The 22,364-nt window shown below is 65.4% G+C and carries 22 protein-coding genes; 10 read left to right on the forward strand and 12 right to left on the reverse strand.

Annotation, left to right across the window (positions count from 1 at the left end):
- Positions 1-10: 10 nt before the first annotated feature.
- Positions 11-1,906: a DUF294 nucleotidyltransferase-like domain-containing protein gene (locus tag G474_RS0112500; RefSeq protein WP_026687274.1), complete on the reverse strand. Its 1,896-nt coding sequence runs from the start codon at positions 1,904-1,906 to the stop codon at positions 11-13.
- 260 nt (positions 1,907-2,166) lie between these two features.
- Here G474_RS0112500 and G474_RS0112505 point away from each other — a divergent pair, with 260 nt between their 5' ends.
- The 9 genes from G474_RS0112505 to G474_RS0112545 all read left to right on the forward strand — a co-directional run bounded on the left by G474_RS0112505 (position 2,167) and on the right by G474_RS0112545 (position 9,215).
- Positions 2,167-2,421 carry a DUF4212 domain-containing protein gene (locus G474_RS0112505; protein WP_026687275.1) on the forward strand — a complete coding sequence of 85 codons (255 nt, stop codon included), beginning with the start codon at positions 2,167-2,169 and terminating at the stop codon, positions 2,419-2,421.
- An 11-nt stretch (positions 2,422-2,432) separates the two neighbouring features.
- Positions 2,433-4,238: a sodium:solute symporter family protein gene (locus G474_RS0112510; RefSeq protein ID WP_026687276.1), complete on the forward strand. Its 1,806-nt coding sequence runs from the start codon at positions 2,433-2,435 to the stop codon at positions 4,236-4,238.
- 97 nt (positions 4,239-4,335) lie between these two features.
- Positions 4,336-4,719, forward strand: coding sequence for a hypothetical protein (locus tag G474_RS0112515; protein ID WP_026687277.1), 384 nt, complete (start codon positions 4,336-4,338; stop codon positions 4,717-4,719).
- Between the two features lie 225 nt (positions 4,720-4,944).
- Complete coding sequence (locus G474_RS0112520) at positions 4,945-5,163, forward strand: 4Fe-4S binding protein (protein WP_026687278.1); 219 nt, start codon at positions 4,945-4,947, stop codon at positions 5,161-5,163.
- 20 nt (positions 5,164-5,183) lie between these two features.
- A complete protein-coding gene (locus G474_RS0112525; protein ID WP_026687279.1) occupies positions 5,184-6,029 on the forward strand; it encodes an electron transfer flavoprotein subunit beta/FixA family protein in 846 nt (281 codons plus the stop codon).
- A 22-nt stretch (positions 6,030-6,051) separates the two neighbouring features.
- On the forward strand, positions 6,052-7,134 hold the full coding sequence (locus tag G474_RS0112530; RefSeq protein ID WP_026687280.1) for an electron transfer flavoprotein subunit alpha/FixB family protein: 1,083 nt from the start codon (positions 6,052-6,054) through the stop codon (positions 7,132-7,134).
- Positions 7,135-7,148: 14 nt separating this feature from the next.
- On the forward strand, positions 7,149-8,447 hold the full coding sequence (locus tag G474_RS0112535) for an FAD-dependent oxidoreductase (RefSeq protein WP_026687281.1): 1,299 nt from the start codon (positions 7,149-7,151) through the stop codon (positions 8,445-8,447).
- 13 nt (positions 8,448-8,460) lie between these two features.
- Positions 8,461-8,748 (forward strand): ferredoxin family protein, encoded by a 288-nt coding sequence (locus G474_RS0112540; protein WP_026687282.1) that lies wholly within the window; start codon positions 8,461-8,463, stop codon positions 8,746-8,748.
- Positions 8,749-8,756: 8 nt separating this feature from the next.
- Positions 8,757-9,215 (forward strand): ferritin-like domain-containing protein, encoded by a 459-nt coding sequence (locus tag G474_RS0112545; protein ID WP_026687283.1) that lies wholly within the window; start codon positions 8,757-8,759, stop codon positions 9,213-9,215.
- A gap of 40 nt (positions 9,216-9,255) precedes the next feature.
- On the opposite strand, the gene G474_RS0112550 is transcribed toward G474_RS0112545, so the two are convergent.
- The 7 genes from G474_RS0112550 to rsxC form a co-directional block, all read right to left on the reverse strand.
- On the reverse strand, positions 9,256-9,540 hold the full coding sequence (locus G474_RS0112550; RefSeq protein ID WP_026687284.1) for a ferredoxin family protein: 285 nt from the start codon (positions 9,538-9,540) through the stop codon (positions 9,256-9,258).
- 16 nt (positions 9,541-9,556) lie between these two features.
- Positions 9,557-10,867, reverse strand: coding sequence for an FAD-dependent oxidoreductase (locus G474_RS0112555; RefSeq protein WP_026687285.1), 1,311 nt, complete (start codon positions 10,865-10,867; stop codon positions 9,557-9,559).
- A 9-nt stretch (positions 10,868-10,876) separates the two neighbouring features.
- Positions 10,877-11,959, reverse strand: coding sequence for an electron transfer flavoprotein subunit alpha/FixB family protein (locus G474_RS0112560; RefSeq protein ID WP_026687286.1), 1,083 nt, complete (start codon positions 11,957-11,959; stop codon positions 10,877-10,879).
- Complete coding sequence (locus G474_RS0112565; RefSeq protein WP_026687287.1) at positions 11,952-12,836, reverse strand: electron transfer flavoprotein subunit beta/FixA family protein; 885 nt, start codon at positions 12,834-12,836, stop codon at positions 11,952-11,954. The genes G474_RS0112560 and G474_RS0112565 overlap by 8 nt, the downstream gene beginning before the upstream one ends.
- Positions 12,837-12,868: 32 nt before the next feature.
- The gene (locus G474_RS0112570) at positions 12,869-13,558 is read right to left on the reverse strand and encodes a winged helix-turn-helix domain-containing protein (protein WP_026687288.1); all 690 of its coding nucleotides are present in this window, start codon (positions 13,556-13,558) and stop codon (positions 12,869-12,871) included.
- A complete protein-coding gene (locus G474_RS0112575; RefSeq protein WP_026687289.1) occupies positions 13,555-15,024 on the reverse strand; it encodes an ATP-binding protein in 1,470 nt (489 codons plus the stop codon). The genes G474_RS0112570 and G474_RS0112575 overlap by 4 nt, the downstream gene beginning before the upstream one ends.
- A gap of 80 nt (positions 15,025-15,104) precedes the next feature.
- Positions 15,105-16,610 (reverse strand): electron transport complex subunit RsxC, encoded by a 1,506-nt coding sequence (rsxC, locus tag G474_RS0112580; RefSeq protein WP_026687290.1) that lies wholly within the window; start codon positions 16,608-16,610, stop codon positions 15,105-15,107.
- A 185-nt stretch (positions 16,611-16,795) separates the two neighbouring features.
- On the opposite strand from rsxC, the gene G474_RS0112585 reads away from it, so the two are divergent.
- Entirely contained in the window at positions 16,796-17,650 is an 855-nt protein-coding gene (locus tag G474_RS0112585) for a DNA ligase (RefSeq protein ID WP_026687291.1), read from the forward strand.
- A gap of 8 nt (positions 17,651-17,658) precedes the next feature.
- On the opposite strand, the gene G474_RS20675 is transcribed toward G474_RS0112585, so the two are convergent.
- The 4 genes from G474_RS20675 to G474_RS0112605 all read right to left on the reverse strand — a co-directional run bounded on the left by G474_RS20675 (position 17,659) and on the right by G474_RS0112605 (position 22,221).
- Positions 17,659-18,441 (reverse strand): pseudouridine synthase, encoded by a 783-nt coding sequence (locus G474_RS20675; RefSeq protein ID WP_051282266.1) that lies wholly within the window; start codon positions 18,439-18,441, stop codon positions 17,659-17,661.
- Positions 18,441-19,424, reverse strand: a complete 984-nt coding sequence (locus tag G474_RS0112595) for an HpcH/HpaI aldolase/citrate lyase family protein (RefSeq protein WP_026687292.1) — start codon at positions 19,422-19,424, stop codon at positions 18,441-18,443. Before G474_RS0112595 ends, G474_RS20675 begins: the two co-directional genes overlap by 1 nt.
- A 35-nt stretch (positions 19,425-19,459) precedes the next feature.
- Positions 19,460-21,109, reverse strand: coding sequence for an NAD(P)/FAD-dependent oxidoreductase (locus G474_RS0112600; protein ID WP_026687293.1), 1,650 nt, complete (start codon positions 21,107-21,109; stop codon positions 19,460-19,462).
- Between the two features lie 116 nt (positions 21,110-21,225).
- Positions 21,226-22,221 carry a malate dehydrogenase gene (locus G474_RS0112605; protein WP_026687294.1) on the reverse strand — a complete coding sequence of 332 codons (996 nt, stop codon included), beginning with the start codon at positions 22,219-22,221 and terminating at the stop codon, positions 21,226-21,228.
- Positions 22,222-22,364 lie beyond the last annotated feature (143 nt).

A 22,364-nucleotide genomic window follows, 5' to 3' on the forward strand; every position in this document is an offset into this window, starting at 1 on the left:
GCGTCCGGGATCAGGCCCGGTAGTCCAGGCGCAGGCGCTCCTGCAGCAGCTGGGCCTGGCGGAAGGATTCCTGCAGCACCCGCTGGTCCAGTTCGTTCAGGCTGTAGGGGTCGATCCGGTTCGGGTCCTCGCCGGTTTTGGCCAGCAGCTGACCGCCCATGCGGATGGCCTGGATGAACTCGAAGGCGGCGATGTCGGCCTCGATGAGCTTCGCGTTCCGTTTGAGTTTCTGACCCCCCAGGCGCAGACGCTGGATGGTGTTGGTGGCCCTGACGCCATGCCTCAGGGCGTAGATGCGGGCGATGTCCACGAACAGCCGCACCCCCATGGTCTTCAGGTCCACCGTGTTCTGTTTGGCCTTTTCCGTGTTGAAGCGGGAGAACTTGCCCAGGGGCGGGATGGCCGTCAGGGCGTTCTTGGCCATCATGTGCAGGAAGATGGAGTTTTCCTGGCTCAGTCCGAACAGGTGGTCGCGCAGGGCCTCGGCCAGGCTGGCCTCCCCGTGCAGGGGGCGAAAGTCGAAGAAGATGGAGGCATTGAGCAGGGCTTCCGGGGTCGGGCTCCTGACCCAGCGGGAGAAGCGCTGCTGCCATTCTTCCAGGGTCAGGCACCATTCGGGGTTCCTGGCCATGATGTTGCCCTTGCAGAGGGGAAAACCCACCTGGTCCAGGGACTGGTTGACCTGATCGGCGAAGGCCAGGTACTGCTGGCGCTCCGCTTCCTGCTGTTCCGCACTGCTGGGCACGAAGATCAGGCCGTTGTCCTGGTCCGTGGAGAAGGTCTGCTCCATCCGTCCTTCGGAACCGAAAGCCAGCCAGCAGTAGCTGCCAGGCAGCTCGTGGGCTGCTTCCACCAGGGCCAGGATGCGCTCGGCCACCCGGTCGTTGAGGGAGGAGATCAGGTTGGTGAGCTGTACCGCACCCATGCCCTGCAGGTACATGCCCCGGCCGGATTCGCGGATGGTGGCGACGATGGGGGCCAGGGCGGCCACCGATTCGGCCTGTTCGATGGGGGCGGCCAGGGTGCCGAAGCCGGCCCGCTGGCGCATGAAGATGTCCCGTTCCGAAACCACCCCTAGCAGCAAACCTTCGTCATCGACCACGGGCACGTGGCGGATGCCCCGGGAGGTCATCTCCAGGGCGGCTTCCGCCAGGGTGTGGGTGGCATTCAGGGTGACGGGCCGGGGGCTCATGATCCCGGCCGCCGTCAGGTCCTGGGCGCCGCCCAGGGCCAGGGAGCGGCGTACCAGGTCGGTCTCGGTGATGATGCCCACGGGCCGGCCCTGTTCCACGACTACCACCGAACCCGTCTTCTCCTCGGCCATCAGGGCCTGGACGGCAGCGCAGGATTGCTCGGGCGCCACGCTCAGGGGGGCGCGCCGGAGCAGGCTGCCCAGGGGCAGACAGAGGACCTGTTCGGCCAGATAGCGGGCTTCCCGGTCCCGGGCCTGGCGTTCGCGCAGCTGTTCCAGGCCCCGCCAGGATTCTTCCAGCAGCCAGCGCCAGAGCTGGGGCGACTGCTGCAGGGCTTCCTGGGCCTTGCGGCCCAGCTGCCAGCAGAAGGCGTCGTCAGCCGCCAGGTAGATGTAGGCCGGCGGCCGTTGCCCCAGGGCCCATTCGCTGCCGAACAGGCTGCCCGGTCCGAGCTCGGCTTCCGGCGCCCCCAGGTGGGCGTTTTCCTGGCTGTCGGACATGTGCAGGGCAATCCGGCCCTGCTTGACGATGAACAGGGTGGACAGGTCGCTCCCCAGATCCGGATGGGCCAGGTGAGCGCCCCGGGGATAGAACACCAGCCGGCTGTCCTGGAGCACCAGGGCGAGCAGGGACTCGGGCAGCCCCGCCAGGGGAGGGAGCTGCTTCAGGGTCTCCAGCTCATGGTCGATGATCATTTGCACGTCGCGGTTCATGAACCTGTTCCTCAGGGTGATGGGGCTTGCCGGTACCGTTCCTCAGGGCGTTTCCCGTCCTGGTATGCCGGTATTTTATTGCGCTTTGGTCGTTGTTTTGCTTGATAAATTTTTTGAATGTTTACCATATAAAAATCGTTTATATGAATTTTATATCTGTAAGCAGGCTGTAAGTTCCGGGCTTCGATAATGGGTCACCGGAGATTACCCAAGGTGTTTCCGGGCGTAGCACCCACATATCTAATAATGGAGGAGTACAAATGGACGACAAAAGCGCTGGCTACTGGTCGGCAACCCTCGGGTTGCTCACCAAGATCCTGATCGTCTGGTTCCTGGTCTCGTTCGGCGCCGGCATCCTGTTTGCCGATGCCCTGAACAGCATCCATCTCGGGGGTTATCCCCTGGGCTTCTGGTTTGCCCACCAGGGGTCGATCTACATCTTCATCGCGCTCATCTTCTTCTATGCCAAGAAGATGGGTGACATCGATGAAAAGTTCGACGTACACGAAGACTGAGAGGACCGACCATGGATCTGCAAACTACTACCTACCTGGTGGTCGGTGCCAGCTTCGCGCTGTACATCGGTATCGCCATCTGGGCTCGCGCCGGTTCCACCAGCGAGTTCTATGCTGCCGGCGGCAGCGTGCACCCCGTCACCAACGGCATGGCCACGGCGGCGGACTGGATGTCTGCCGCTTCCTTCATCTCCATGGCCGGTCTGATCGCCAACATGGGGTACGGCGGCGGCCTGTTCCTCATGGGCTGGACCGGGGGTTACGTGCTGCTGGCCATGCTGCTGGCACCCTACCTGCGCAAGTTCGGCAAGTTCACCGTGCCCCAGTTCATCGCTGACCGCTTCTACTCCAAGAGCGCAGCCACTGTGGCTGTGGTCTGCCTGCTGACCGCTTCCACCACCTACATCATCGGCCAGATGACGGGTGTGGGCGTGGCCTTCTCGCGCTTCCTGGGGGTTTCCAGCGATACCGGCATCTACATCGGCCAGGCCATCGTGTTCCTCTACGCCGTGTTCGGCGGCATGAAGGGCATCACCTACACCCAGGTGGCCCAGTACATCGTGTTGATCGCTGCCTACCTGGTGCCGGCCATCTTCATCTCCCTGAACCTGACCGGCAATCCCATCCCGCAGCTGGGCCTGGGTTCCGATCTGTCCGGCAGCGACATCTCCCTGCTGGCCCGTCTGGATCAGGTGGTGACCGACCTGGGCTTTGGCCAATACACGACCACCACGGCTGGCAGCACCCTGAACATGTTCGTGTACACCATGTCCCTGATGATCGGGACTGCGGGTCTGCCCCACGTGATCATGCGCTTCTTCACCGTTCCCAGCGTCAAGGATGCCCGTGCTTCCGCCGGTTGGGCCCTGATCTTCATCGCCCTGCTGTACACCACCGCGCCCGCCGTGGCGGCCATGGCCAAGTACAACCTGCATGCCACCGTGAATACCGCGGTAGCCGGCAAGGGTGACCTGTACGCCGAGGAATCCAGCCTGAAGGTCGAGGATCGTCCCGCCTGGATGGCCCGTTGGGAAAAGACCGGTCTGCTGAAGTTCGAGGACAAGAACGGTGACGGCCGCATCCAGTACTACAACGACAAGACGAAGAGCGCCGATGCCAAGGCCAAGGCCGAAGCTGCCGGCTGGAAGGGCAACGAACTGACGGTGAACGCCGACATCATCGTGCTCGCCAACCCGGAAATCGCCCTGCTGCCCAACTGGGTCATCGCCCTGGTGGCTGCCGGCGGTCTGGCTGCCGCCCTGTCTACCGCTGCCGGTCTGTTGATGGCTATTTCCTCTGCCGTCTCCCATGACCTGGTGAAGGGGGTGTTTGCGCCCGACATCAGCGAGAAGAACGAGCTGCTGGCCGGCAAGATCGCCATGGCCGTGGCCATCGTGATCTCCGGCTACCTGGGTCTGAATCCCCCGGGCTTCGCGGCCGGCACCGTGGCCCTGGCCTTCGGTATCGCTGCCTCCTCCCTGTTCCCGGTCATCATGATGGGCATCTTCTCCAAGAAGATGAACAAGGAAGGCGCCATTGCCGGGATGCTGGCGGGTCTGTTCGTGACCCTGTTCTACGTGTTCGCCCACAAGGGCATCCTGTTCATCAAGGGCACGGAGTTTGTGGACCTGATCGGCGGCCCCAACAGCTTCTTCGGCATCACGCCGGAAGCCTTTGGTGCCATCGGCGCCCTGGTGAACTTCGGTGTGGCCTACGTGGTCTTCAAGATGACCAAGGCGGCCCCCGATCACATCCAGCACCTGGTGGAAAGCGTACGTATTCCCCGGGGTTCCAAGATGGTGGATGGCGCCCACTAAGCGCCTGGCGTCACGGGCCTCAGGCCCGTGACTTCAGCCCGGGCCCGGCATTCTGCCGGGCTCGGGGCTTCAATGAATGCTGACCCTGGAGCACAAAATGGTATTCGACATCAACGTCGCTATGACCTGGATCCTGTTTCTCGCCCTGTTCCCCATTGCCTTCTTCTGGCTGCGGCGGGCCTGGCGGATCTTTGCCCGCCAGGACTTCTCCGAAGTGGGCCTGAAGCGGGGCCTGCCGCCCGCCCATCCGGAAAAATTCGCACCCTACACGGGGGCCTTGAACCTGGTCGGGGGCGTGATCATCGCCTTCAACATCCTGGGGGTCGTCACCGGCTCCTTTGCCTACGATACCTGGAGCGCCATTGCAGGGATCACCATCTGGTGCAAGTTCTTCATGGATTTCATCATCAGCCGCCATGCCCATCCCACGGTCTGGGGGCGCAAGAAGCCGGAAGCGGGCAAGCCTGCACCGGGACTTTAGGCATGAGAATCTGTCGCTGACGGGAGTGTTTCTCCCGATCACGGCGCCTCTGTCCTGTTGGTGACATCAAACAGGCTCTCCCTAAAGACAATTTTATATCTTGGCATCAATCCAACAAATTTCAGGGCAATGAATTAAAAAGGGTTTTATGTGATGTTTATATAAAAAAGGGCTGGTACGCCTGTTGCGATGGATAGGCCGTGTTTAATCCATCCGGAGATTCTCATGGCGTACAAGATCATCGCTTCCCAATGCACGGCCTGCGCAGCTTGCGAGTCCGTCTGTCCCAACCTGGCCATCAATGAAAAAGGTGGCGTCTTCGCCATCACGGCAAGCAAATGCACCGAGTGTGTCGGCCATTTCGATGAAGCCCAGTGCGTCATCGACTGTCCCGCCGACTGCATCGTGATCGACAAGGCTGTTCCCCGCTACGCAGCGGCCTGAACACCTCCAGGGAGATCACCATGCACAGCGTCGTCTGCATCAAGCAGGTGCCGGACTCGGCCCAGATCCGGGTGCACCCGGTCACCAACACCATCATGCGCCAGGGCGTCCCGGCCATCATCAACCCCTACGACCTGTTCGCCCTGGAAGAGGCCCTGCGCCTCAAGGACAGGTTCGGCGGCACGGTCACCGTGGTCACCATGGGCCCGCCCATGGCCGAGGCGGCCTTGCGGAAATGCCTGTCCTACGGGGCCGACGACGCCATTTTGGTGTCCGACCGGGCTTTCGCCGGCTCCGACACCCTGGCCACCTCTTTTGCCCTCACCTCGACCATCAGGAAGATCATGGAAAACATGCCGGTGGACCTGATCTTCACCGGCAAGCAGACCATCGACGGGGATACCGCCCAGGTGGGCCCTGGCATCGCCAAGCGGCTGGATTGCCAGCTGCTCACCTACGTTTCCAAGATCGTGGATGTGGATCTGGAACAGCGGGAAATCCAGGTGGAGCGCCGGGCCGAGGGGGGCGTGCAGTTCCTTAAGACCGCCATGCCCTGCCTGATCACCATGCTCGAAGGCACCAACGAGATGCGCTTCGGCGACCTGGACGACCTGTTCCGGGCTGCCCGCTACGACCTCAAGGTGTGGAACAAGGAGGCCGCCGGCATCGACGACGCCGAGATGATCGGCTTGAAGGGCAGCCCCACCGTGGTCAGCAAGGTGTTCGCACCCCGGCCCCGCAGCCAGCGGGCCGAGATGATCGAGACCCAGGACAACGACCCGAAGAATCTGGCCGTCACCCTGCTGGCCAAGATGTTCACCCAGCATCCCAAACTGGAAAAAGAAATCGCCAAGCGGGCCCGCTGACCTGAACCGAAAGGAGAACAGCATGAGCGAACAAGCGAAAAAACCAGCGCGCAAAAAGGTCGAACTGGACCCGCGCTTCATCAATTACCGGCACGTCTGGGTCTTCGTGGAAAGCGAGCGGGGCGAGGTGCATCCGGTCTCCTGGGAGCTGCTGGGCGAGGGTAGGAAGCTCGCCGACGCCCTGGGCGTGCAGCTCTGCGGCGTGGTCATGGCCGGGCCTGGCGAGCGGGGCCGGGGCATCTGCGCCGAGGCCTTCCACTACGGCGCCGACCAGTGCTACCTGGTGCAGGACCCGGTGCTGACCGACTACCGCAACGAGCCCTACACCAAGGCCCTCACCGACCTGGTGAACACCTACCAGCCGGAAATCCTCATGCTCGGGGCCTCGACCCTGGGCCGGGACCTGGCCGGTTCCGTGGCCACCACCCTGAAGACCGGCCTGGTGGCCGACTGTACCGAACTGGTGATCGACGCCGAGAGCCGCAACCTGGCCTCGACCCGGCCCACCTTCGGCGGCTCCCTGCTGTGCACCATCCTCACCCAGCGGCACCGGCCCCAGATGGCCACCGTGCGGCCCCGGGTGATGGGCATGCCCGAGGCGGACACCAGCCGCAGCGGCCAGATCATCGAGGTGCCGTTTTCCATGCTGGAGACCTCGATCATCACCAAGGTGCTCGAATTCATCCCCGACGATACCCGCGACAAGCCCAACCTGCCCTTCGCCGACATCATCGTTTCCGGCGGCCGGGGCCTGAAGAAGCCGGAGAACTTCCAGCTGGTGTGGGACCTGGCCCAGGTCCTGGGCGCCGAGGTGGGTGGTTCCCGCCCCGTGGTCCAGGCCGGCTGGATCGAGCTGGACCGGCAGGTGGGCCAGTCGGGCAAGACCGTGCGGCCCAAGCTCTACATCGCCGCCGGCATCTCCGGCGCCATCCAGCACCGGGTGGGCATGGACGGGGCCGACGTGATCATCGCCATCAACTCGGACCCGAACGCCCCTATCTTCGACTTCGCCCACTACGGCATCGTCGGCAACGCCATGACCATCCTGCCGGCACTGACCGAAGTCTTCAAATCCCACCTGGCCCAGGCCAGGAAAGCCGGTTGAGAGGAGCACAGACCATGGCTGAAAAATTCGACGTGATCGTGGTGGGGGCCGGCATGGCCGGCAACGCTGCCGCCTACACCCTGGCCCAGGGCGGCCTCAAGGTGCTGCAGATCGAGCGGGGCGAAACCCCGGGCTCGAAGAACGTACAGGGCGCCATCCTCTACTCGGACGCCATCGAGAAGATCATCCCCGACTTCCGCGACGAGGCGCCCCTGGAGCGGCACCTGATCGAGCAGCGGGTCTGGGTGCTGGACGATACCTCCTACATGGGCACCCACTACCGTTCCGAGGACTTCAACAAGCCCCCCTATAACCGCTACACCATCATCCGCGCCCACTTCGACCAGTGGTTCAACAAGAAGGCCAGGGAAGCCGGCGCCCTGACCATCTGCGAAACCACGGTTACCGAGCTGCTGCTCGACGGCAAGAAGGTGGTGGGCGTGCGCACCGACAGGAAGGGCGGCGAAATCTACGCCGACGCGGTGATCCTGGCCGACGGGGTCAATTCCCGCCTGGCGGTGAAGGCCGGTTTCAACAGCGAGATCAAGCCCAAGGACGTGGCCCTGGCAGTCAAGGAAATCCACTTCCTGCCCCAGGAGACCATCGAGGCCCGTTTCAACATCGGCGAGGAAGAGGGCGTGGTGATCGAGATGGCCGGCAAGATCTCGGCCGGCATGATGGGCACCGGCTTTCTCTACACCAACAAGGAGTCGATCACCCTGGGGGTGGGCTGCATGCTCTCCGACTTCAAGGAGCAGCAGGTCACCCCCTACGAGCTGCTGGACCGGATGAAGGCCCATCCTTCCATCGCCCCCCTGATTGCCGGCAGCGAGATGAAGGAATACGCCGCCCACCTGATCCCCGAGGGCGGTTACAACGCCATACCCCAGGTCTATGGGGACGGCTGGCTGATCGCTGGCGACGCGGGCCAGTTCGTGAACGGCATCCACCGGGAAGGCTCCAATCTGGCCATGACCACCGGCATGCTGGCGGCCCGGACCCTGGTGGAACTGAAGGCGGCGGGCAAGCCCTTCAGCGCCGCCAACCTGTCCCGCTACAAGGCCAAGCTGGACGAGAGCTTCGTCATGAAGGACCTGAAGAAGTACCGGCGCATGCCGGACATCTTCCACAACAACAAGCAGTTCTTCACCACCTATCCCGACCTGCTCTCCAAGGCAGCCCAGACCCTGATCCGGGTAGATGGGGTGGACAAGAAGAGCAAGGAAAAGTCCATCAAGCAGAGCTTCATCAATGCCCGTACCCGGCTTGGCCTGATCGGCGACGCCTTCAAGTTCTGGCGCGCTGTCGAGTAAAAGGAGATCCATCATGTTGAAAGTCGAAGAGAAGCTGTTCCAGGACCGCTACCGGGTGGATGCGGGGCGCCCTCACATCAAGATCAAGGATGCCGAGACCTGTACCCACCAATGCAAATCCCAGCAATGCACGGTCTGCTGCCCAGCCGGCTGCTACATCCAGGAAGGCAACGGCAAGGTGGTGTTGATCACCGACGGCTGCCTGGAATGCGGCACCTGCCGCATCATCTGTGACGAGCATCGCAACGTGGATTGGGAATGGCCACGGGGTGGGTTCGGCATCCTGTTCAAATTCGGGTGAGGCGGGCCATGGACGACATCCACTTCTTCCTCGCCCACGCCATCCAGCTGGAGCAGGAATCGGCCCGCCGTTACGAGGAACTGGCGGATGAGATGCAGACCCTGGGGTCCCCGGAAGTGGCCGACTTCTTTCGCCAGATGGCCCATTACTCGCGCCTGCATCTGGCAGACGCCATGGCCCGGGGCGGCTTTCATTACCCGCCCAAGCTGCGTCCCGAGGAATATCGCTGGCCTGACGGCACCAGCCCCGAGGCGGCTGCCTGGGGCGGTGTGGACGCTTTCATGGATGTGGCCGGTGCCCTGGCGCTGGCCCTGGATGGGGAGCAGCGCAGTTGCGTCTTCTACCGGGAGATCGCCGGACAGACCGTTAATCCCAATGTGCGCTTGATGGCGGAGGAGTTTGCCGGGGAAGAGGCCGGGCACGTGGCCCAGCTGGAGGCCAGGATTGCCCGCCTGGCCGCGGACTGAGACAGGGACTCCGCCGGCCTCCGGGCCGGCGGGGGAGGGCTCAGCCGAATTTGAACAGCACGCCGAAGCCGGCCCGGGGATAGTTCCAGTCCACGTTGCCGTGGGTGTCGCAGACCACCCGGCAGGTACCGCATTCCAGGCAGCCGTCGGTGATCAGGCCGATCTTGCCCTCCTCGAAGGACCAGCAGCCGGCCGGACAGCAGACGACGCAGGCCCGGCTGACGCAGCCGTCGTTGCAGACGGATTCGTTCTTGATGCGGATGTGGGGCCGATCCGCATCGACCCGGTAGCGGTTCTGGAACAGCTTTTCTTCGACTTTCATCATGATCTATATCCTTTCCTCAGCGGGTGGCGCGCCACAGGCGGTAGGCATCGCCCAGCAGCCCCAGCAGGCTGCGGCGTTCGCGGAAGGCGTTGAAGATGGCCTTTTCCTTGGTCGCCTTGTCCTGTCCATCCACGGTGAAGAACTCGTGGGCGGCGCCGTTGAGCAGGGCCGGGTAATCGGAGAGGAACTGGCGCTGGCTGTGCAGGGTATCCGGGATGTTGCGGTACTTCTTCAGGTCCTTGAGCACGATGCTGTCCTCCAGCCTGGCCTTGTAGCGGGCCAGGTTGGCGGCGGTGGAAGGCAGGCCCTTCTCCCCCAGTTCCAGCAGGGTTTCGGCGGCAAGGCGACCGCTGGTCATGGCCAGGTTGGAGCCTTCCCGGTGCACGGCGTTCACGAAACCGGCGGAATCCCCCACCAGCAGCCAGCCTTCGCCGTACAGCTCGGGCAGGGCGTGGTAGCCGCCTTCGGGAATGAGGTGGGCGGCGTATTCCCGGGTCTCGCCGCCGGCGATCAGGGGTGCCACGGAAGGATGCTGCTTCAGCTTTTCCAGCAGTTCCGCCGGGGTGGTGTTCTGCGCCTTCATGTCAGAAAGCATGCAGCCGATGCCAAGGGAAATGGAGTCCTTGTTGGTGTAGAGGAAGGCAGTACCGGCCATGCCCTGGCTGATGCTGCCCAGCATCTCGATCACCACACCCTCGCTGCCCTTCAGGTTGAAGCGGGCCTCCACGGTTTCCTTGGGCAGGAAGATGGTTTCCTTCACCGCCAGGGCCACGGCGGCGGGCTTGATGTCATCCCGCAGGCCGGCCCGGCTGGCCACCAGGGAATTGACCCCGTCCGCCAGGATCACGGTGTCGGCGTAGATTTTGCCGTCCTCCCGGTCCACTTCGACGCCGATGACCTTGCCGGCGGCATCCCGCAACAGGGCGATCACCGTCATTTCGCAGATCACCAGGGCGCCGGCCTTCTGCACCTGCTCGGAGAACCACTTGTCGAAACGGGCCCGGATGATGGTGTAGCGGTTGCCCGGCATCTGGTTGAAGCGGTCGGAACGGAAGGTGGTGCCGACGTAGGACTCGTCCTCCATCACCCACATGCGCTGCTCGATGACGGTACGCTCCAGGGGGGCGGAGTCGCGGAAGTCGGGGATGATCTTTTCCAGGGCGTCGGCGTAGAGGATGGCGCCCTGCACGTTCTTGGAGCCGGGATACTCGCCCCGCTCCAGCTGCAGCACCTTCTTGCCGGCCTTGGCCAGGGTGTAGGCAGCGGCATTGCCGGCGGGGCCGGCGCCGACGACGATGACGTCGAATTTTTCGATGTTCTGGGTCATGGGGATTCCTTAGCTGCCTTGGTGCGCCAGGTAGCCGGCGAAGGTGCGGCCCAGGGCCGGCAGCACCTGGTTGCAGTCGCCGACGATGGCGTAGTGGGCGAAGTCGAAAATGGGGGCGTTGGGGTCGTTGTTGATGGCGATGATGCAGTCCGCCCCTTCCATACCCACCCGGTGCTGGATGGCGCCGGAAATGCCGGCGGCGATGTAGAGGGCCGGGCGCACAGTCTTGCCGGTCTGGCCCACCTGGCGGTCGGCGGAGATCCAGCCGGCGTGGATGGCGGCCCGGGAGGCCCCCACTTCGCCGCCCAGGACCTTGGCCAGATCCCACACATGCTTGAAGTTCTCCGCCTTGCCCAGGCCCTTGCCGCCGGAGACGACGATTTCGGCGTAGGGCAGCTGGGGCTTGTCGCGCTGGTCGTCGGGGATGAATTCCAGCACCTTGGTGACGATGTCGGTCTCGATCAGGCCGGCCTCGAAGTCCACGATCAAGCCGGTCCGTTCCGGTTGCGGGTCGGGCATGGGCATCACCCGGTGGCGCACCGTGGCCATCTGGGGCCGGTAGTTGAGGGTGACGATGGTGCACAGCAGGCTGCCGCCGAAGGTGGGGCGGGTGGAGAGCAGGCAGCGGTCTTCCGGATCGATGGCCAGTTCGGTGCAGTCGGCGGTAAGGCCCGTTTTCAGGGTGGTGGCGACGGAACCGGCCAGGTCCCGGCCCAGGGTGGTGGCGCCCAGCAGCAGGATTTCCGGCTTGTGGGCATTGACCAGGTCGGTCAGGGCCCGGGTGAAGGGCACGTTGCGGTACTCGGCCAGCACCGGACTGGCGATACGGTAGCAGCGGTCGGCGCCGTAGGCGAAGGCGGCCTGGCACTGGGCTTCCAGGTCCGGCCCCGGGGCGCCCATGACCACGCCGCACAGCTCCACCCCCAGCTGGTCCGCCAGACGGCGGCCCTGGCCCATCAGCTCCCAGGAGACGGGATGCACATGGCTCCGCTCGCTCTCGACGAAGACCCAGACGCCTCGGTAGGCCAGCAGTTCTTCATCCAGCTTGATCTTGCGCTTCTTGATGGGCTTGTCGGTCTTGGCTTCACTCATGGCGCTCTCCTGCAGTACGGCTAGCCCGCTTGTTGTCGCGGGTTTGATCCAATTGCTTTTTGACCTTGGGGATTTCCACCAGCACCTTGTCCAGCAAGGCCTGGGTGGCGGCTTCCGGGTTGGCGGCGTCGAACTCGATCTGCTGGGCCTTCTGGGCCCGGGGGCTGGGCACGAAGACCCGGCTGACGATGGTGGGGCTGCCCTTCAGGCCCACCTTCTTGATGTCCTCGATGCCAGCGGCGTTGCGGTCCCAGACGCGGACTTCGGCCCGGGCGGCGCGGAACATGTCGGGGGCGCTGCCGAAGCGGATCTCGTTGCTGCCTTCGAGCATGGTGATGAGGGCCGGCAGGCGGGTCTCCAGCACCTGCACCCCGCCCTCGGCGCGGCGCTCGACGCGGATGCTGTTGGCGGCCTGATCCACGCTGACGATGCGGGAGACGTAGGTCAGCAGTTCCAGTTCCAGGCGCTTGGCGATGCCCGGGCCCACCTGGGCGGTGTCGCCGTCGATGGTCTGCTTGCCGGTGAACACCAGGTCCACCGGGGTCTCCTGGTGCAAGGTTTTGATGGCCGAGGCCAGCACGTAGGAGGTGGCCAGGGTGTCGGCCCCGGCGAAGAGCTTGTCGGTCACCAGCACGGCCTCGTCGCAGCCGAAGGAGAGGGCCTTCTTCAGGGCCGGCTCGGCCTGGGGCGGGCCCATGGTCAGCACCGTGACCTTGCCCCCGAACTGGTCCTTGAGGGCCAGGGCGGCCTCGATGGCGAACAGGTCGTAGGGGTTGATGATGGCCGGAACGCCCTGGCGCATGATGGTGTTGGTGACCGGATGCACCCGAATCTGGGCGGAATCCGGCACCTGCTTGATGCAGACGACGATGTGCATGGTGATGAATTTCCTGGAAGGAAAGGGGGGAGTCAGGGTTGAAAGCGGTAGCCGACGCCGATCTCGGTGAGGATGTGCCGGGGCTGGGCCGGATTCTGTTCGATCTTCTGGCGCAGGTGGCCCACGTAGACCCGCAGGTACTGGTGGTTGTCCACCGCGTGGCCGCCCCAGACCTGGAGCAGCAGCTGCCGGTGGGTGAATACCCGGCCGGGATTGGACGCCAGGAAGATCAGCAGGCGGTATTCGATCTGGGTCAGGTGCAGGGCTTCGCCCTTGCGCGTGACCACCCGCTTGACGCAGTCGATGCGGAAATCACCGAACTGGATCACCGGGTCCGCATCGTGGCGTTCCTGATGGCGCCGGCGCAGCAGGGCCCGGACCCGGGCCAGGAGTTCCGAGACCCCGAAGGGCTTGCTGAGGAAATCATCGGCGCCGGCATCCAGGGCCTTCACCTTTTCGGTTTCCTGGGTCCTGGCCGAGAGCACCAGGATGGGGGCCGAGGACCAGGCCCGGAAGTCCTGGATGAAATCCTGGCCGTCCCGGTCCGGCAGGCCCAGGTCGAGGATCAGCAGGGCCGGGCGGATGCTGCCGGCCTGTACCGCCCCGTGCCCTGCCGTGCTGGCCTCGTGGACCGTGTAGCCCTCGCTTTCCAGGGCGATGCAGACGAATTCCCGGATCTGCCAGTCGTCTTCCACCAGGAGGATGGAGTCAGGAGGGGTCATAGCTTGTCATCCAGTTCTGCAGGGTATTGGGCGCGGGCCACGGGCATGCGCAGGGAAAAGCAGGCGCCACCCCCCAGGCGGTTTTCCGCCAGGACCTCGCCGCCGTGGGCTTCGGCAATGGTGCGGGCAATGGCCAGGCCCAGGCCGACGCCCGGGATGCTGGATTCCGGGCAGCCGCGCCGGAACATGCCGAACAGCTCCTCGTTGTCCTGCTCCGGCAGTCCCGGCCCCCAGTCGCAGACCGAGATCACCACCCGGCCCTCGCGCATGCGCACGGACAGTTCTATGGGCGTGTCGGCGGGGGAGTACTTGATGGCGTTCTCCAGCAGGTTCCACAACACCCGTTCCATCAGCACCGCGTCGTAATAGAGGGGCGGCAGGTCCGGTTCGATGTCCAGGGTGATTTCCCTGTCCTTCCACTGGGTCTTGACCTGCTGCAGGGTGACGCCGATGACTTCTTCCACCGGCTGCCAGGCTTCGTTCAGCTCTATGGTGCCCGAGCGCAGCTTGGCCATGTCCAGCAGGTTGGTGACCTGTTGGTTGATGTTCATGGCCTGGGTTCTCAGGGTTTCCAGCAGGGCCTGCTGGCGTTCCGGGGAAATCCTGCCCCGGGCCAGGGTCTCCGCCATGCCCAGCAGTCCCGTGAGCGGGGTGCGCAGGTCATGGGAGAGGGCGGCCAGGATGGAGTTGCGCAGCACCTCGGTGGAATGGCGTACCTCGCTTTGCCGCGCCGCGTCGGCGAAATGGGTGCGTTCCAGGGCCACCGCCGTGAGGGAGGCGATGGTTTCCAGCAGTTCCCGGGTGGCCGCGGAGGCCGCCTGGGGGCCGGAGAGGTCGCAGACCATGATGCCGTGCAACCCGGTGGAGGCAATCAGGGGGACCAGCAGGCGGGTCCCGGTTTCCCCCTGGCCCACCGTCATCAGGGTCTGCTGCCGCTGTTGCAGTGTTTCCCGCAGGGCGCTGGGCAGGGGCGGGCTCAAGGTGGCGCAGTCATCCGGGTCTATGATCCGGACCTGGCATCCCGGGACGGCATCGCCGAGGAAGCGGGCCGTGGTGCTTTCCACCTCTGCCTGGGTCAGGGTGGCGGCCAGGCTGCGGGCCAGTTCATACAGGGCCCGGGACTGGCTTTCCCGGGCCTGCACCTGGCGGGCCGTATTCTTCAGGGAGGCGGTCAGGTGGCCGACCAGGAGGGCCACCACCAGCATCACCCCGGCGGCCAGCAGGTACTGGACCTCGGTGATGGCGAGGGAAAACAGGGGCGGGACGAAGACGTGGGCGTAGAGCAGGGAGGAAACCAGGGCCGCCAGGATCGCTGGTCCCCGACCCAGAACGCTGGCGGTGAGCACGACCAGCAACACGTAGAGCAGTGCCGTGTTGGGCAGGAACGAGGGTTCCTGGATCGGCAGCATCAACAGCGTGGCAATGACGCTGATGAAGAGGACGAACAGGTAGCGATTGAAAGGCAAAGGAGGGGGAGCTCCGCAGGAAAAGCATTTCAATCTTACCGGGACAGGTATAAAAAAGCCCTCAAAAACTTGGGCTTGGCTCAGACCGTGTGCTCGGCGGCCTGGGGGGTGGGCGCGGTCCGGGCCGCCGCTTCCCGTTCGGCCTTGCGCCGGGCTGCGGCTTCTGCCTTTTCCCGGGCCTCCCGGGCCAGGCGCTCCTGGCGGGCCCGGGCCAGCTTGGCGGCGGCTTCGCCGCGCAGTTTCTCCCTTTCCCGGGCTGCCAGGGCGCCTTTGGCGTGCTGGAAGTACTGCACCAGGGGGATGTGGGAAGGGCAGACATAGGCGCAGCAACCGCAGGCGATGCAGTCGGTCAGTCCCAGTCCGACGCTGGCATCCAGGTTGCCGACCCGGATCTGGCCGCTCATTTCCAGGGGCAGCAGCCCCATGGGACAAGCCCGGACGCAGCTGCCGCAGCGGATGCAGTTTTCCTGCGCCTGTTCCCGGGCTTCATGCTGGTCCAGCAGGAGGATGCCGCTGGTGCCCTTGACGATGGGCACTTCCAGATGGGGCAGGCGGATGCCCATCATGGGCCCCCCCATGACCGCCCGGGCAAAGCCGGGGCCAGTGCCGCCGGTAAAAGCCACCAGATCGCTGACCAGGGTGCCCAGGGGCACCCGGTAATTGCCCGGATTGGGACAGCTGCCCCCGTTCAGGGTCAGCAGGCGGCTGATCAGGGGGCGCCCCAGGCAGATGGCTTCATGGACTGCGTGGGCCGTGCCCACGTTATGCACGATCACCCCCACATCGGCGGCGCGGCAATCGGACGGCACTTCCCGGCCGGTGAGCTCGATGATCAGCTGCCGGTCCGAGCCCATGGGGTAGCGGGCCGGCACCGGGCAGATGCGGATATGGGCAAACCGGGCGGCCGCTGCCGTCAGGGCGGCGATGGCTTCGGGCTTGTTGTCCTCCACCCCCACCAGGGCCTGGCTGGCGCCGGTGGCCGCCAGCATCAGCCGGATGCCGGACACGATACCGTCGGCCCCGTCCCGCATCAGCCGGTCGTCGCAGGACAGGTAGGGTTCGCATTCGCTGCCATTGACGATCAGGGTGTCGATCCCGGAACGGTGTCCCAGGTCCAGTTTCACTGCGGCGGGGAAGGTGGCGCCGCCGAGGCCGACGATGCCGGCGGCGGCGACCCGGGCGGCGATTTCCTCCGGCGGCAGCTCGTAGGGGCGCTCGGGCACCTCGGCCGCGCACCACTGCTGCTCGTCATCCGGGACGATGCTGATGGCCTGCACCGGCAGGCCGGACATATGGGGGGCCGGGATTTCCCCGATGCGGACGATGGTGCCGGAGACCGATGCATGCACCGGCGCCGAAATGCGCCCCTGGGCGGCGGCGATGAGTTCTCCCTTGCGGACCTGCTGGCCCACCAGGACCACCGGCCGGGCCGGGGCACCCACGTGCTGGGCCAGGGGCAGATGCACCCGGGGCGGGGTGGGGATGCTGCGGGCGGGCAGGTCGGCCACCGGGCGCTTGTGATCGTCGGGGTGTACGCCCCAGTGCTGGCCGGCAAGGATTTTCTTGAACTGTTGCATGAGCCCCATGGCTGCTTCCCTTCGTGGATATGTCGCATGACCCGGATGCACCAGGTTTTGCAAGCCCCGTGCCATCCCGGCTTTTATGGGGTTTTGGGGGAAAAGTCCTTGTTAAACAATTTGTTGAGGATTGTTTTTTTTATGCCTATTGTGACCAAGGCGACAGAGCCGGGCGGTGGAATCGGAGGGAGAACATGCACAAGGGATGGGGCTGGAGGCTGCTGCTGGGACTCTTTGGGGGACTCTGCCTGTTTGGCTCCGGCATCCGTGCCGGGGAGGCGCCGCCCCTGCTGCTGGCCCAGCGCTACGAGGGCCAGGTGGATCCAGCCCTGTATTGGGTCAGCGAAAAATACGACGGGGTACGGGCCTACTGGGATGGACAGGTGCTCCGCTTTCGCAGCGGCAATCCGGTGCCGGCCCCGGCCTGGTTCCTGGCGGCTCTGCCGGAACATCCCCTGGATGGGGAGCTGTGGCTGGGCAGGGGGCGTTTCCAGGAGCTGGTGGGGCTGGTGCGCCGGGAACAGCCCGTGGATGCGGAGTGGCGCCAGGTGCGCTACATGCTTTTCGAGCTGCCCGGAGCGCCAGGCGGCTTCACGGAACGGCTGCAGGCCCTGGAACGCCTGGTGGCGGCTGCCGGACTGCCTTGGCTGCAGCTGGCGCCCCAGTTCCGGGTGGCCGGCCACGACGCCCTGATGCAGCAGCTGGAAACGGTGCTGGCTGATGGTGGCGAAGGCCTGATGCTGCACCTGGCGGAGGCGCCTTACCTGACGGGGCGCAGTCCGGTCCTGCTCAAGGTGACGCCGGAGCGGGAGGCGGAGGCCCTGGTCATCGCCCATGTGCCGGGCAAGGGGAGATTTCAGGGGCTGCTGGGGGCCCTGCGGGTGCGCAGCCCCGAGGGCAGGGAGTTCCGCATCGGCACGGGCTTCAGCCTGGAGGACAGACGGCAGCCCCCGGCACCGGGCAGCTGGGTGACCTACCGATACCGGGAACTGACCCGGGCAGGGCTGCCCCGCTTTCCCCGTTATCTGCGGCCCTATCAGCCTCTTTAGCAGCCCCTCTAGCCGCCTCGTTGGCTGCCTGCCGCCAGGGGCCGCTGGTCCGCATGAGGCCAGGACCAGCCCAGGCGCGGTAGCAGTGCGGCAAAGTCCGGGGCCAAGGGCGCCTGGAGCGCCAGGGGGGCGCCGCTTTCAGGGTGCTGCAGGCTCATTTCCAGGCAGGCCAGGAGCAGGCGGTGACTGTCGAAATGCTGCTGGAAGAAGCGGTTGTGGATGCCCTTGCCGTGGGTGGCGTCGCCGATGATGGGGTGGGCCAGGTGCTTCATGTGGCGGCGCAGCTGGTGCCGCCGTCCGGTCAGGGGCTCCAGCTCCATCAGGGCGTAGCGGCTGGCCGGGTAGCGGTCCACCTGCACCGGCAGTTCCACCGTGTCCAGGCGCCGGAACCGGGTCAGGGCCGGCTGGGCGGCCTGGCTGCTCTCGGCGCCGCTCCACTCGTAGTCGTCCCGCTGGCGGCTGAGGGGATGGTCGATTTCCCCGGCCAGGGGCGGGTGGCCCCGGACCACGGCCAGATAGCGCTTGCGCACCAGGCCGGTTTCGAACTGGCGGCCCAGGTCCCGGGCGCTGGCCTCGTCCAGGGCAAACAGCAGTACGCCGGAGGTGCCCCGGTCCAGCCGGTGCGCCAGGTGCACCCGCTGGCCGATCTGGTCCCGTACCAGCTGCAGGGCAAAGCGGGTTTCGTGGCGGTCCAGGACGGTGCGGTGGGTGAGCAGGCCGGCGGGCTTGTGCACTGCCACCAGCCATTTGTCCTGGTAGAGGATGTCCAGGGGGGCCGCAGCCTCGGACATCAGGAGAAGAAGCGCAGGCTGACCGGCTCGGGCAGTTCCATGCCGGTGGCCCGGGCCCGCTTGGTGAGTTCCCAGTAGTAGCGGTAGGAGGCCCGGTCGTGCAGCTTGCCGCCGTGCTGGATGGGGCCCCAGTCCGCGTCCTGGGCGGCGCAGAGGATTTCCCCGGCGGCCTCCACTTCGGAAAAGTCCGGACGCATGGCGGCGAGGATGGGCTGAATCTGGTTGGGATGGATGCTCCACATGCGCAGGTAACCGAATTCCTGCCGGGCCCGGCGGGCGTCCGCGTGGATGTAGTCCGTGTCTTTCAGCTCGGTGGTGACATTGTGGGCGGGCACCACGCCACAACCCAGGGCGGCCGCAGCGATCTCGCACTTGGCCCGGGCCACCAGGGGGTGTTCGAACTGGCCGGGGCTTTTCATGGCGCTGCCGGGGATGGCGCCGTGGTGGCCGGAAACGAAGTCCATGAGGCCGAAGTCCAGGCTTTCCACCCCGTCCAGGGCAGCGATTTCCCAGACTTCCCGCAGGGCTCCGTGGGTCTCGATCAGCACGTGCACAGGGATGTTGTGCTTCAGGCCATGGACCGCCTCGGTCTGGCGCAGCACCAGGATCTGCCGGCGCACGTCGTCGGCGCTGCGGGGCTTGGGCAGGGTGATGAAGGGCAGGCGGCTGCCGGCCTGGCCCACCAGGATCTCCAGGTCCTTTTCCCAATGGGGATGGGTGACGTCATGGATGCGGACGCCGACCCGGTTGAAACGGTTTTCCTCGCCCATGATCAGGGCGGCGCACATCTGCGCGTGTTCGGCCTCGGCGCCGGCATGGGCGCCGTCCTCGCAGTCGCAGGTGATGTCGAACACGGGCCCCATTTCCTGCTGCAGGGCCAGGGCCTTGGTGATCAGTTTTTCCGAGCCGGCGTAATGGTCCACGGCGGGGAGGATGGGGAAGGGCTTTTCACCGGCAAACAGCACGTCGTTGGGATGGCGCATGATGCGAACCTCGCAAAGTGAAGGACGATGGAATTCTAATCCGCCTTGCGGGCGGGCAGCGGTGGCAGACCGTTCATGGCGAGGGCCACGGCTTCGGCCATCTTGATGCCGTCCACCCCGGCGGAGAGGATGCCGCCCGCGTAGCCGGCACCCTCGCCAGCCGGGTACAGGCCCCGGGTGTTGATGCTCTGCAGGTCGTCCGGCTTGCGCTTGATGCGCACCGGCGAGGAAGTGCGGGTTTCCACCCCGGTCATCAGGGCGTCGGCCATGTCGTAACCACGGATCTGGCGGCCGAAGGCGGGCAGGGCTTCGCGGATGGCCTGGACCACGAAATCCGGCAGGCAGAGGGACAGGTCCGTCAGGTGTACCCCCGGCTGGTAGGAGGGCTGGACGCTGCCCAGGGCGGTGGAGGGCCGCCCGGCCAGGAAGTCGCCCACCCGCTGGGCCGGAGCCTGGTAGGTGCCGCCGCCGGCGGCGAAGGCTTGTGATTCCCAGTGGCGCTGGAACTCGATGCCGGCCAGGGGATGGCCGGGGAAGTCCGTTTCCGGCGACACATCCACCACCAGGCCGCTGTTGGCATTGCGCTCGGCGCGGGAATACTGGCTCATGCCGTTGGTCACCACCCGGCCGGGCTCGGAGGTCGCCGCCACTACCTGGCCCCCGGGGCACATGCAGAAGCTGTAGGCGGTGCGGCCGTTCCTGGCGTGATGCACCAGCTTGTAGTCGGCAGCGCCCAGGAGCGGGTGGCCGGCAAAGGGGCCAAAGCGGGCCTTGTCGATCAGGGTCTGGGGGTGTTCGATGCGCACCCCGATGGAGAAGGGCTTGGCCTCCATGTAGACGCCCTTTTCATGGAGCATCTGGAAGGTATCCCGGGCGCTGTGGCCCACGGCCAGGACCACGTGTTCGCTGTGCAGGGTCTCGCCGCTGGCCAGGCGTACGCCCTTGACCTGGCGCTGGCCGGCGGCATCGGTGTCGATCAGCACTTCTTCCACCCGGCTTTCGAAGCGGATCTCGGCGCCCAGGGCGAGCATGGTGGCGCGCATGGCTTCCACCATCTTCACCAGGCGGAAGGTGCCGATGTGGGGCTTGCTGATGAAGAGGATTTCCTCCGGGGCCCCGGCCTGGACGAACTCCTCCAGCACCTTGCGGCCCAGGTGGCGCGGGTCCTTGATCTGGCTGTAGAGCTTGCCGTCCGAGAAGGTGCCGGCGCCGCCCTCGCCGAACTGGACGTTGGAATCCGGGTTGAGCTGACCCTGGCGCCACAGGCCCCAGGTGTCCTTGGTGCGTTCCCGGACGATCTTCCCCCGTTCCAGGATGATGGGCTTGAACCCCATCTGGGCCAGCACCAGGCCGGCAAAGAGGCCGCAGGGGCCGGTGCCGATCACGATAGGGCGGCGCTGTTCATCGGCTGCGGCCCGGGTGACGAAACGGTAGGTGGTGTCCGGGGCCGGGCCGATATGGCGGTCGCCCGCATGGCGCTGGAGCAGGGCCGCTTCGTCGCGGACCTCCACGTCCAGGCTGTAGATGAAGAAGATGTGGGTGGACTTGCGCGCATCGTAGGCCCGCCGGAACACCCGGCAGGAGAGCAGCTCTTCCGCGTCGATGCCGAGCCGTTCCAGAACGGCGGCCCTGAGCTCGCTTTCGGGGTGGTCCAGGGGAAGCTTGACTTCGGTGAGGCGCAGCATGGGGAAATCCGTGATTTTTCGGGGGGCGCCTATTCTACGTCAGGCGCCGGGGGAAACAGGCAGCATGAAAAAAGCCGCAGCACAGGCTGCGGCTTTTCGGGGAAGCAGTGGCAGGCTTACTTCAGCATGTCGGCCACGGCGGCGCGCTCGTCTTCCAGTTCCTTCAGGGTGATGGCGATCTTGCCCTTGGAGTATTCATCGATCTCCAGGCCCTTGATCAGGGTGAAGGTGCCGTTCTTGCACTCGCAGGGCAGGCCGAACACCAGGCCTTCGGGGATGCCATAGCCATTGTCGGCGGGGGCGGGGATGCCCATGGTCACCCATTCGGAGGAACCCAGCACCCAGTCGCGGATGTGGTCGATGGCGGCGTTGGCAGCGGAAGCGGCGGAGGACAGGCCCCGGGCGTCGATGATGGCGGCACCACGCTTGCCCACGGTGGGCAGGAACACGTCGTTGTTCCAGGCTGCGTCATTGATGATGGCCTTGACGTTGTCGCCGTTGGAGGTCACGAAGCGGTAGTCGGCGTACATGGAGGGGGAGTGATTGCCCCACACCACCAGCTGCTTCAGGGAGGACACGGGGCGGCCGGACTTCTGGGCCAGCTGGGTCAGGGCCCGGTTGTGGTCCAGGCGCAGCATGCCGTGGTAGTTGTTGGGGTTGGTGCGGCCCACCTTGATGGCGGCAGCGCGGGCGATGTAGGCGTTGGTGTTGCAGGGGTTGCCCACCACCAGGACCTTCACGTCTTCCTTGGCGTTTTCGGCGATGGCCTTGCCCTGGACGGTGAAGATGGCGCCGTTGGCCTGCAGCAGGTCAGCGCGTTCCATGCCGGGGCCGCGGGGACGGGCACCCACCAGCAGGCAGACGTCGGCGTCCTTGAAGGCCACGTTGGGATCGTCGGTGGCGATCATGCCGGCCAGCAGGGGGAAGGCGCAGTCGTCCAGTTCCATCATGACGCCCTGCACGGCCTTCTGGGCCTGGGGCAGGTCGAGGAGTTGCAGGATGACCGGCTGGTCTTTACCCAGCATTTCGCCGGAAGCAATACGGAACAGCAGGCTGTAGCCGATTTGGCCGGCGGCACCGGTCACAGCAACGCGCATGGGGGCTTTGGACATGTAACTTACTCCTGTAGTAAGGACTTGATTTGTTCGGATGATCCCCGGGGGATCGCAGCTGCGCCGGGCGGGCTCGGAGGCGCTGGCGGCACAAGCGGATTATGGTAGGAGTTAGCCCCGGCAGTGTCAATGTGTGATTAGAT

This window comes from Azovibrio restrictus DSM 23866 (assembly GCF_000429665.1).
Taxonomy (GTDB): domain Bacteria; phylum Pseudomonadota; class Gammaproteobacteria; order Burkholderiales; family Rhodocyclaceae; genus Azovibrio; species Azovibrio restrictus.

Bases quoted from the DNA above. Each gene is read 5' to 3' on its own strand.
- G474_RS0112605 (WP_026687294.1), bottom strand. From the start codon at position 22,221: ATGTCCAAAGCCCCCATGCGCGTTGCTGTGACCGGTGCCGCCGGCCAA.
- G474_RS0112595 (WP_026687292.1), bottom strand. From the start codon at position 19,424: ATGCGCCATCCCAACGACGTGCTGTTTGCCGGTGAAAAGCCCTTCCCC.
- G474_RS0112540 (WP_026687282.1), top strand. From the start codon at position 8,461: ATGTTGAAAGTCGAAGAGAAGCTGTTCCAGGACCGCTACCGGGTGGAT.
- G474_RS0112530 (WP_026687280.1), top strand. From the start codon at position 6,052: ATGAGCGAACAAGCGAAAAAACCAGCGCGCAAAAAGGTCGAACTGGAC.
- G474_RS0112520 (WP_026687278.1), top strand. From the start codon at position 4,945: ATGGCGTACAAGATCATCGCTTCCCAATGCACGGCCTGCGCAGCTTGC.
- G474_RS0112525 (WP_026687279.1), top strand. From the start codon at position 5,184: ATGCACAGCGTCGTCTGCATCAAGCAGGTGCCGGACTCGGCCCAGATC.
- G474_RS0112570 (WP_026687288.1), bottom strand. From the start codon at position 13,558: ATGACCCCTCCTGACTCCATCCTCCTGGTGGAAGACGACTGGCAGATC.
- G474_RS0112545 (WP_026687283.1), top strand. From the start codon at position 8,757: ATGGACGACATCCACTTCTTCCTCGCCCACGCCATCCAGCTGGAGCAG.
- G474_RS0112515 (WP_026687277.1), top strand. From the start codon at position 4,336: ATGGTATTCGACATCAACGTCGCTATGACCTGGATCCTGTTTCTCGCC.
- G474_RS0112555 (WP_026687285.1), bottom strand. From the start codon at position 10,867: ATGACCCAGAACATCGAAAAATTCGACGTCATCGTCGTCGGCGCCGGC.
- G474_RS0112510 (WP_026687276.1), top strand. From the start codon at position 2,433: ATGGATCTGCAAACTACTACCTACCTGGTGGTCGGTGCCAGCTTCGCG.
- rsxC (WP_026687290.1), bottom strand. From the start codon at position 16,610: ATGGGGCTCATGCAACAGTTCAAGAAAATCCTTGCCGGCCAGCACTGG.
- G474_RS0112565 (WP_026687287.1), bottom strand. From the start codon at position 12,836: ATGCACATCGTCGTCTGCATCAAGCAGGTGCCGGATTCCGCCCAGATT.
- G474_RS0112585 (WP_026687291.1), top strand. From the start codon at position 16,796: ATGCACAAGGGATGGGGCTGGAGGCTGCTGCTGGGACTCTTTGGGGGA.
- G474_RS0112535 (WP_026687281.1), top strand. From the start codon at position 7,149: ATGGCTGAAAAATTCGACGTGATCGTGGTGGGGGCCGGCATGGCCGGC.
- G474_RS0112550 (WP_026687284.1), bottom strand. From the start codon at position 9,540: ATGATGAAAGTCGAAGAAAAGCTGTTCCAGAACCGCTACCGGGTCGAT.
- G474_RS0112505 (WP_026687275.1), top strand. From the start codon at position 2,167: ATGGACGACAAAAGCGCTGGCTACTGGTCGGCAACCCTCGGGTTGCTC.
- G474_RS0112500 (WP_026687274.1), bottom strand. From the start codon at position 1,906: ATGAACCGCGACGTGCAAATGATCATCGACCATGAGCTGGAGACCCTG.
- G474_RS0112600 (WP_026687293.1), bottom strand. From the start codon at position 21,109: ATGCTGCGCCTCACCGAAGTCAAGCTTCCCCTGGACCACCCCGAAAGC.
- G474_RS20675 (WP_051282266.1), bottom strand. From the start codon at position 18,441: ATGTCCGAGGCTGCGGCCCCCCTGGACATCCTCTACCAGGACAAATGG.
- G474_RS0112560 (WP_026687286.1), bottom strand. From the start codon at position 11,959: ATGAGTGAAGCCAAGACCGACAAGCCCATCAAGAAGCGCAAGATCAAG.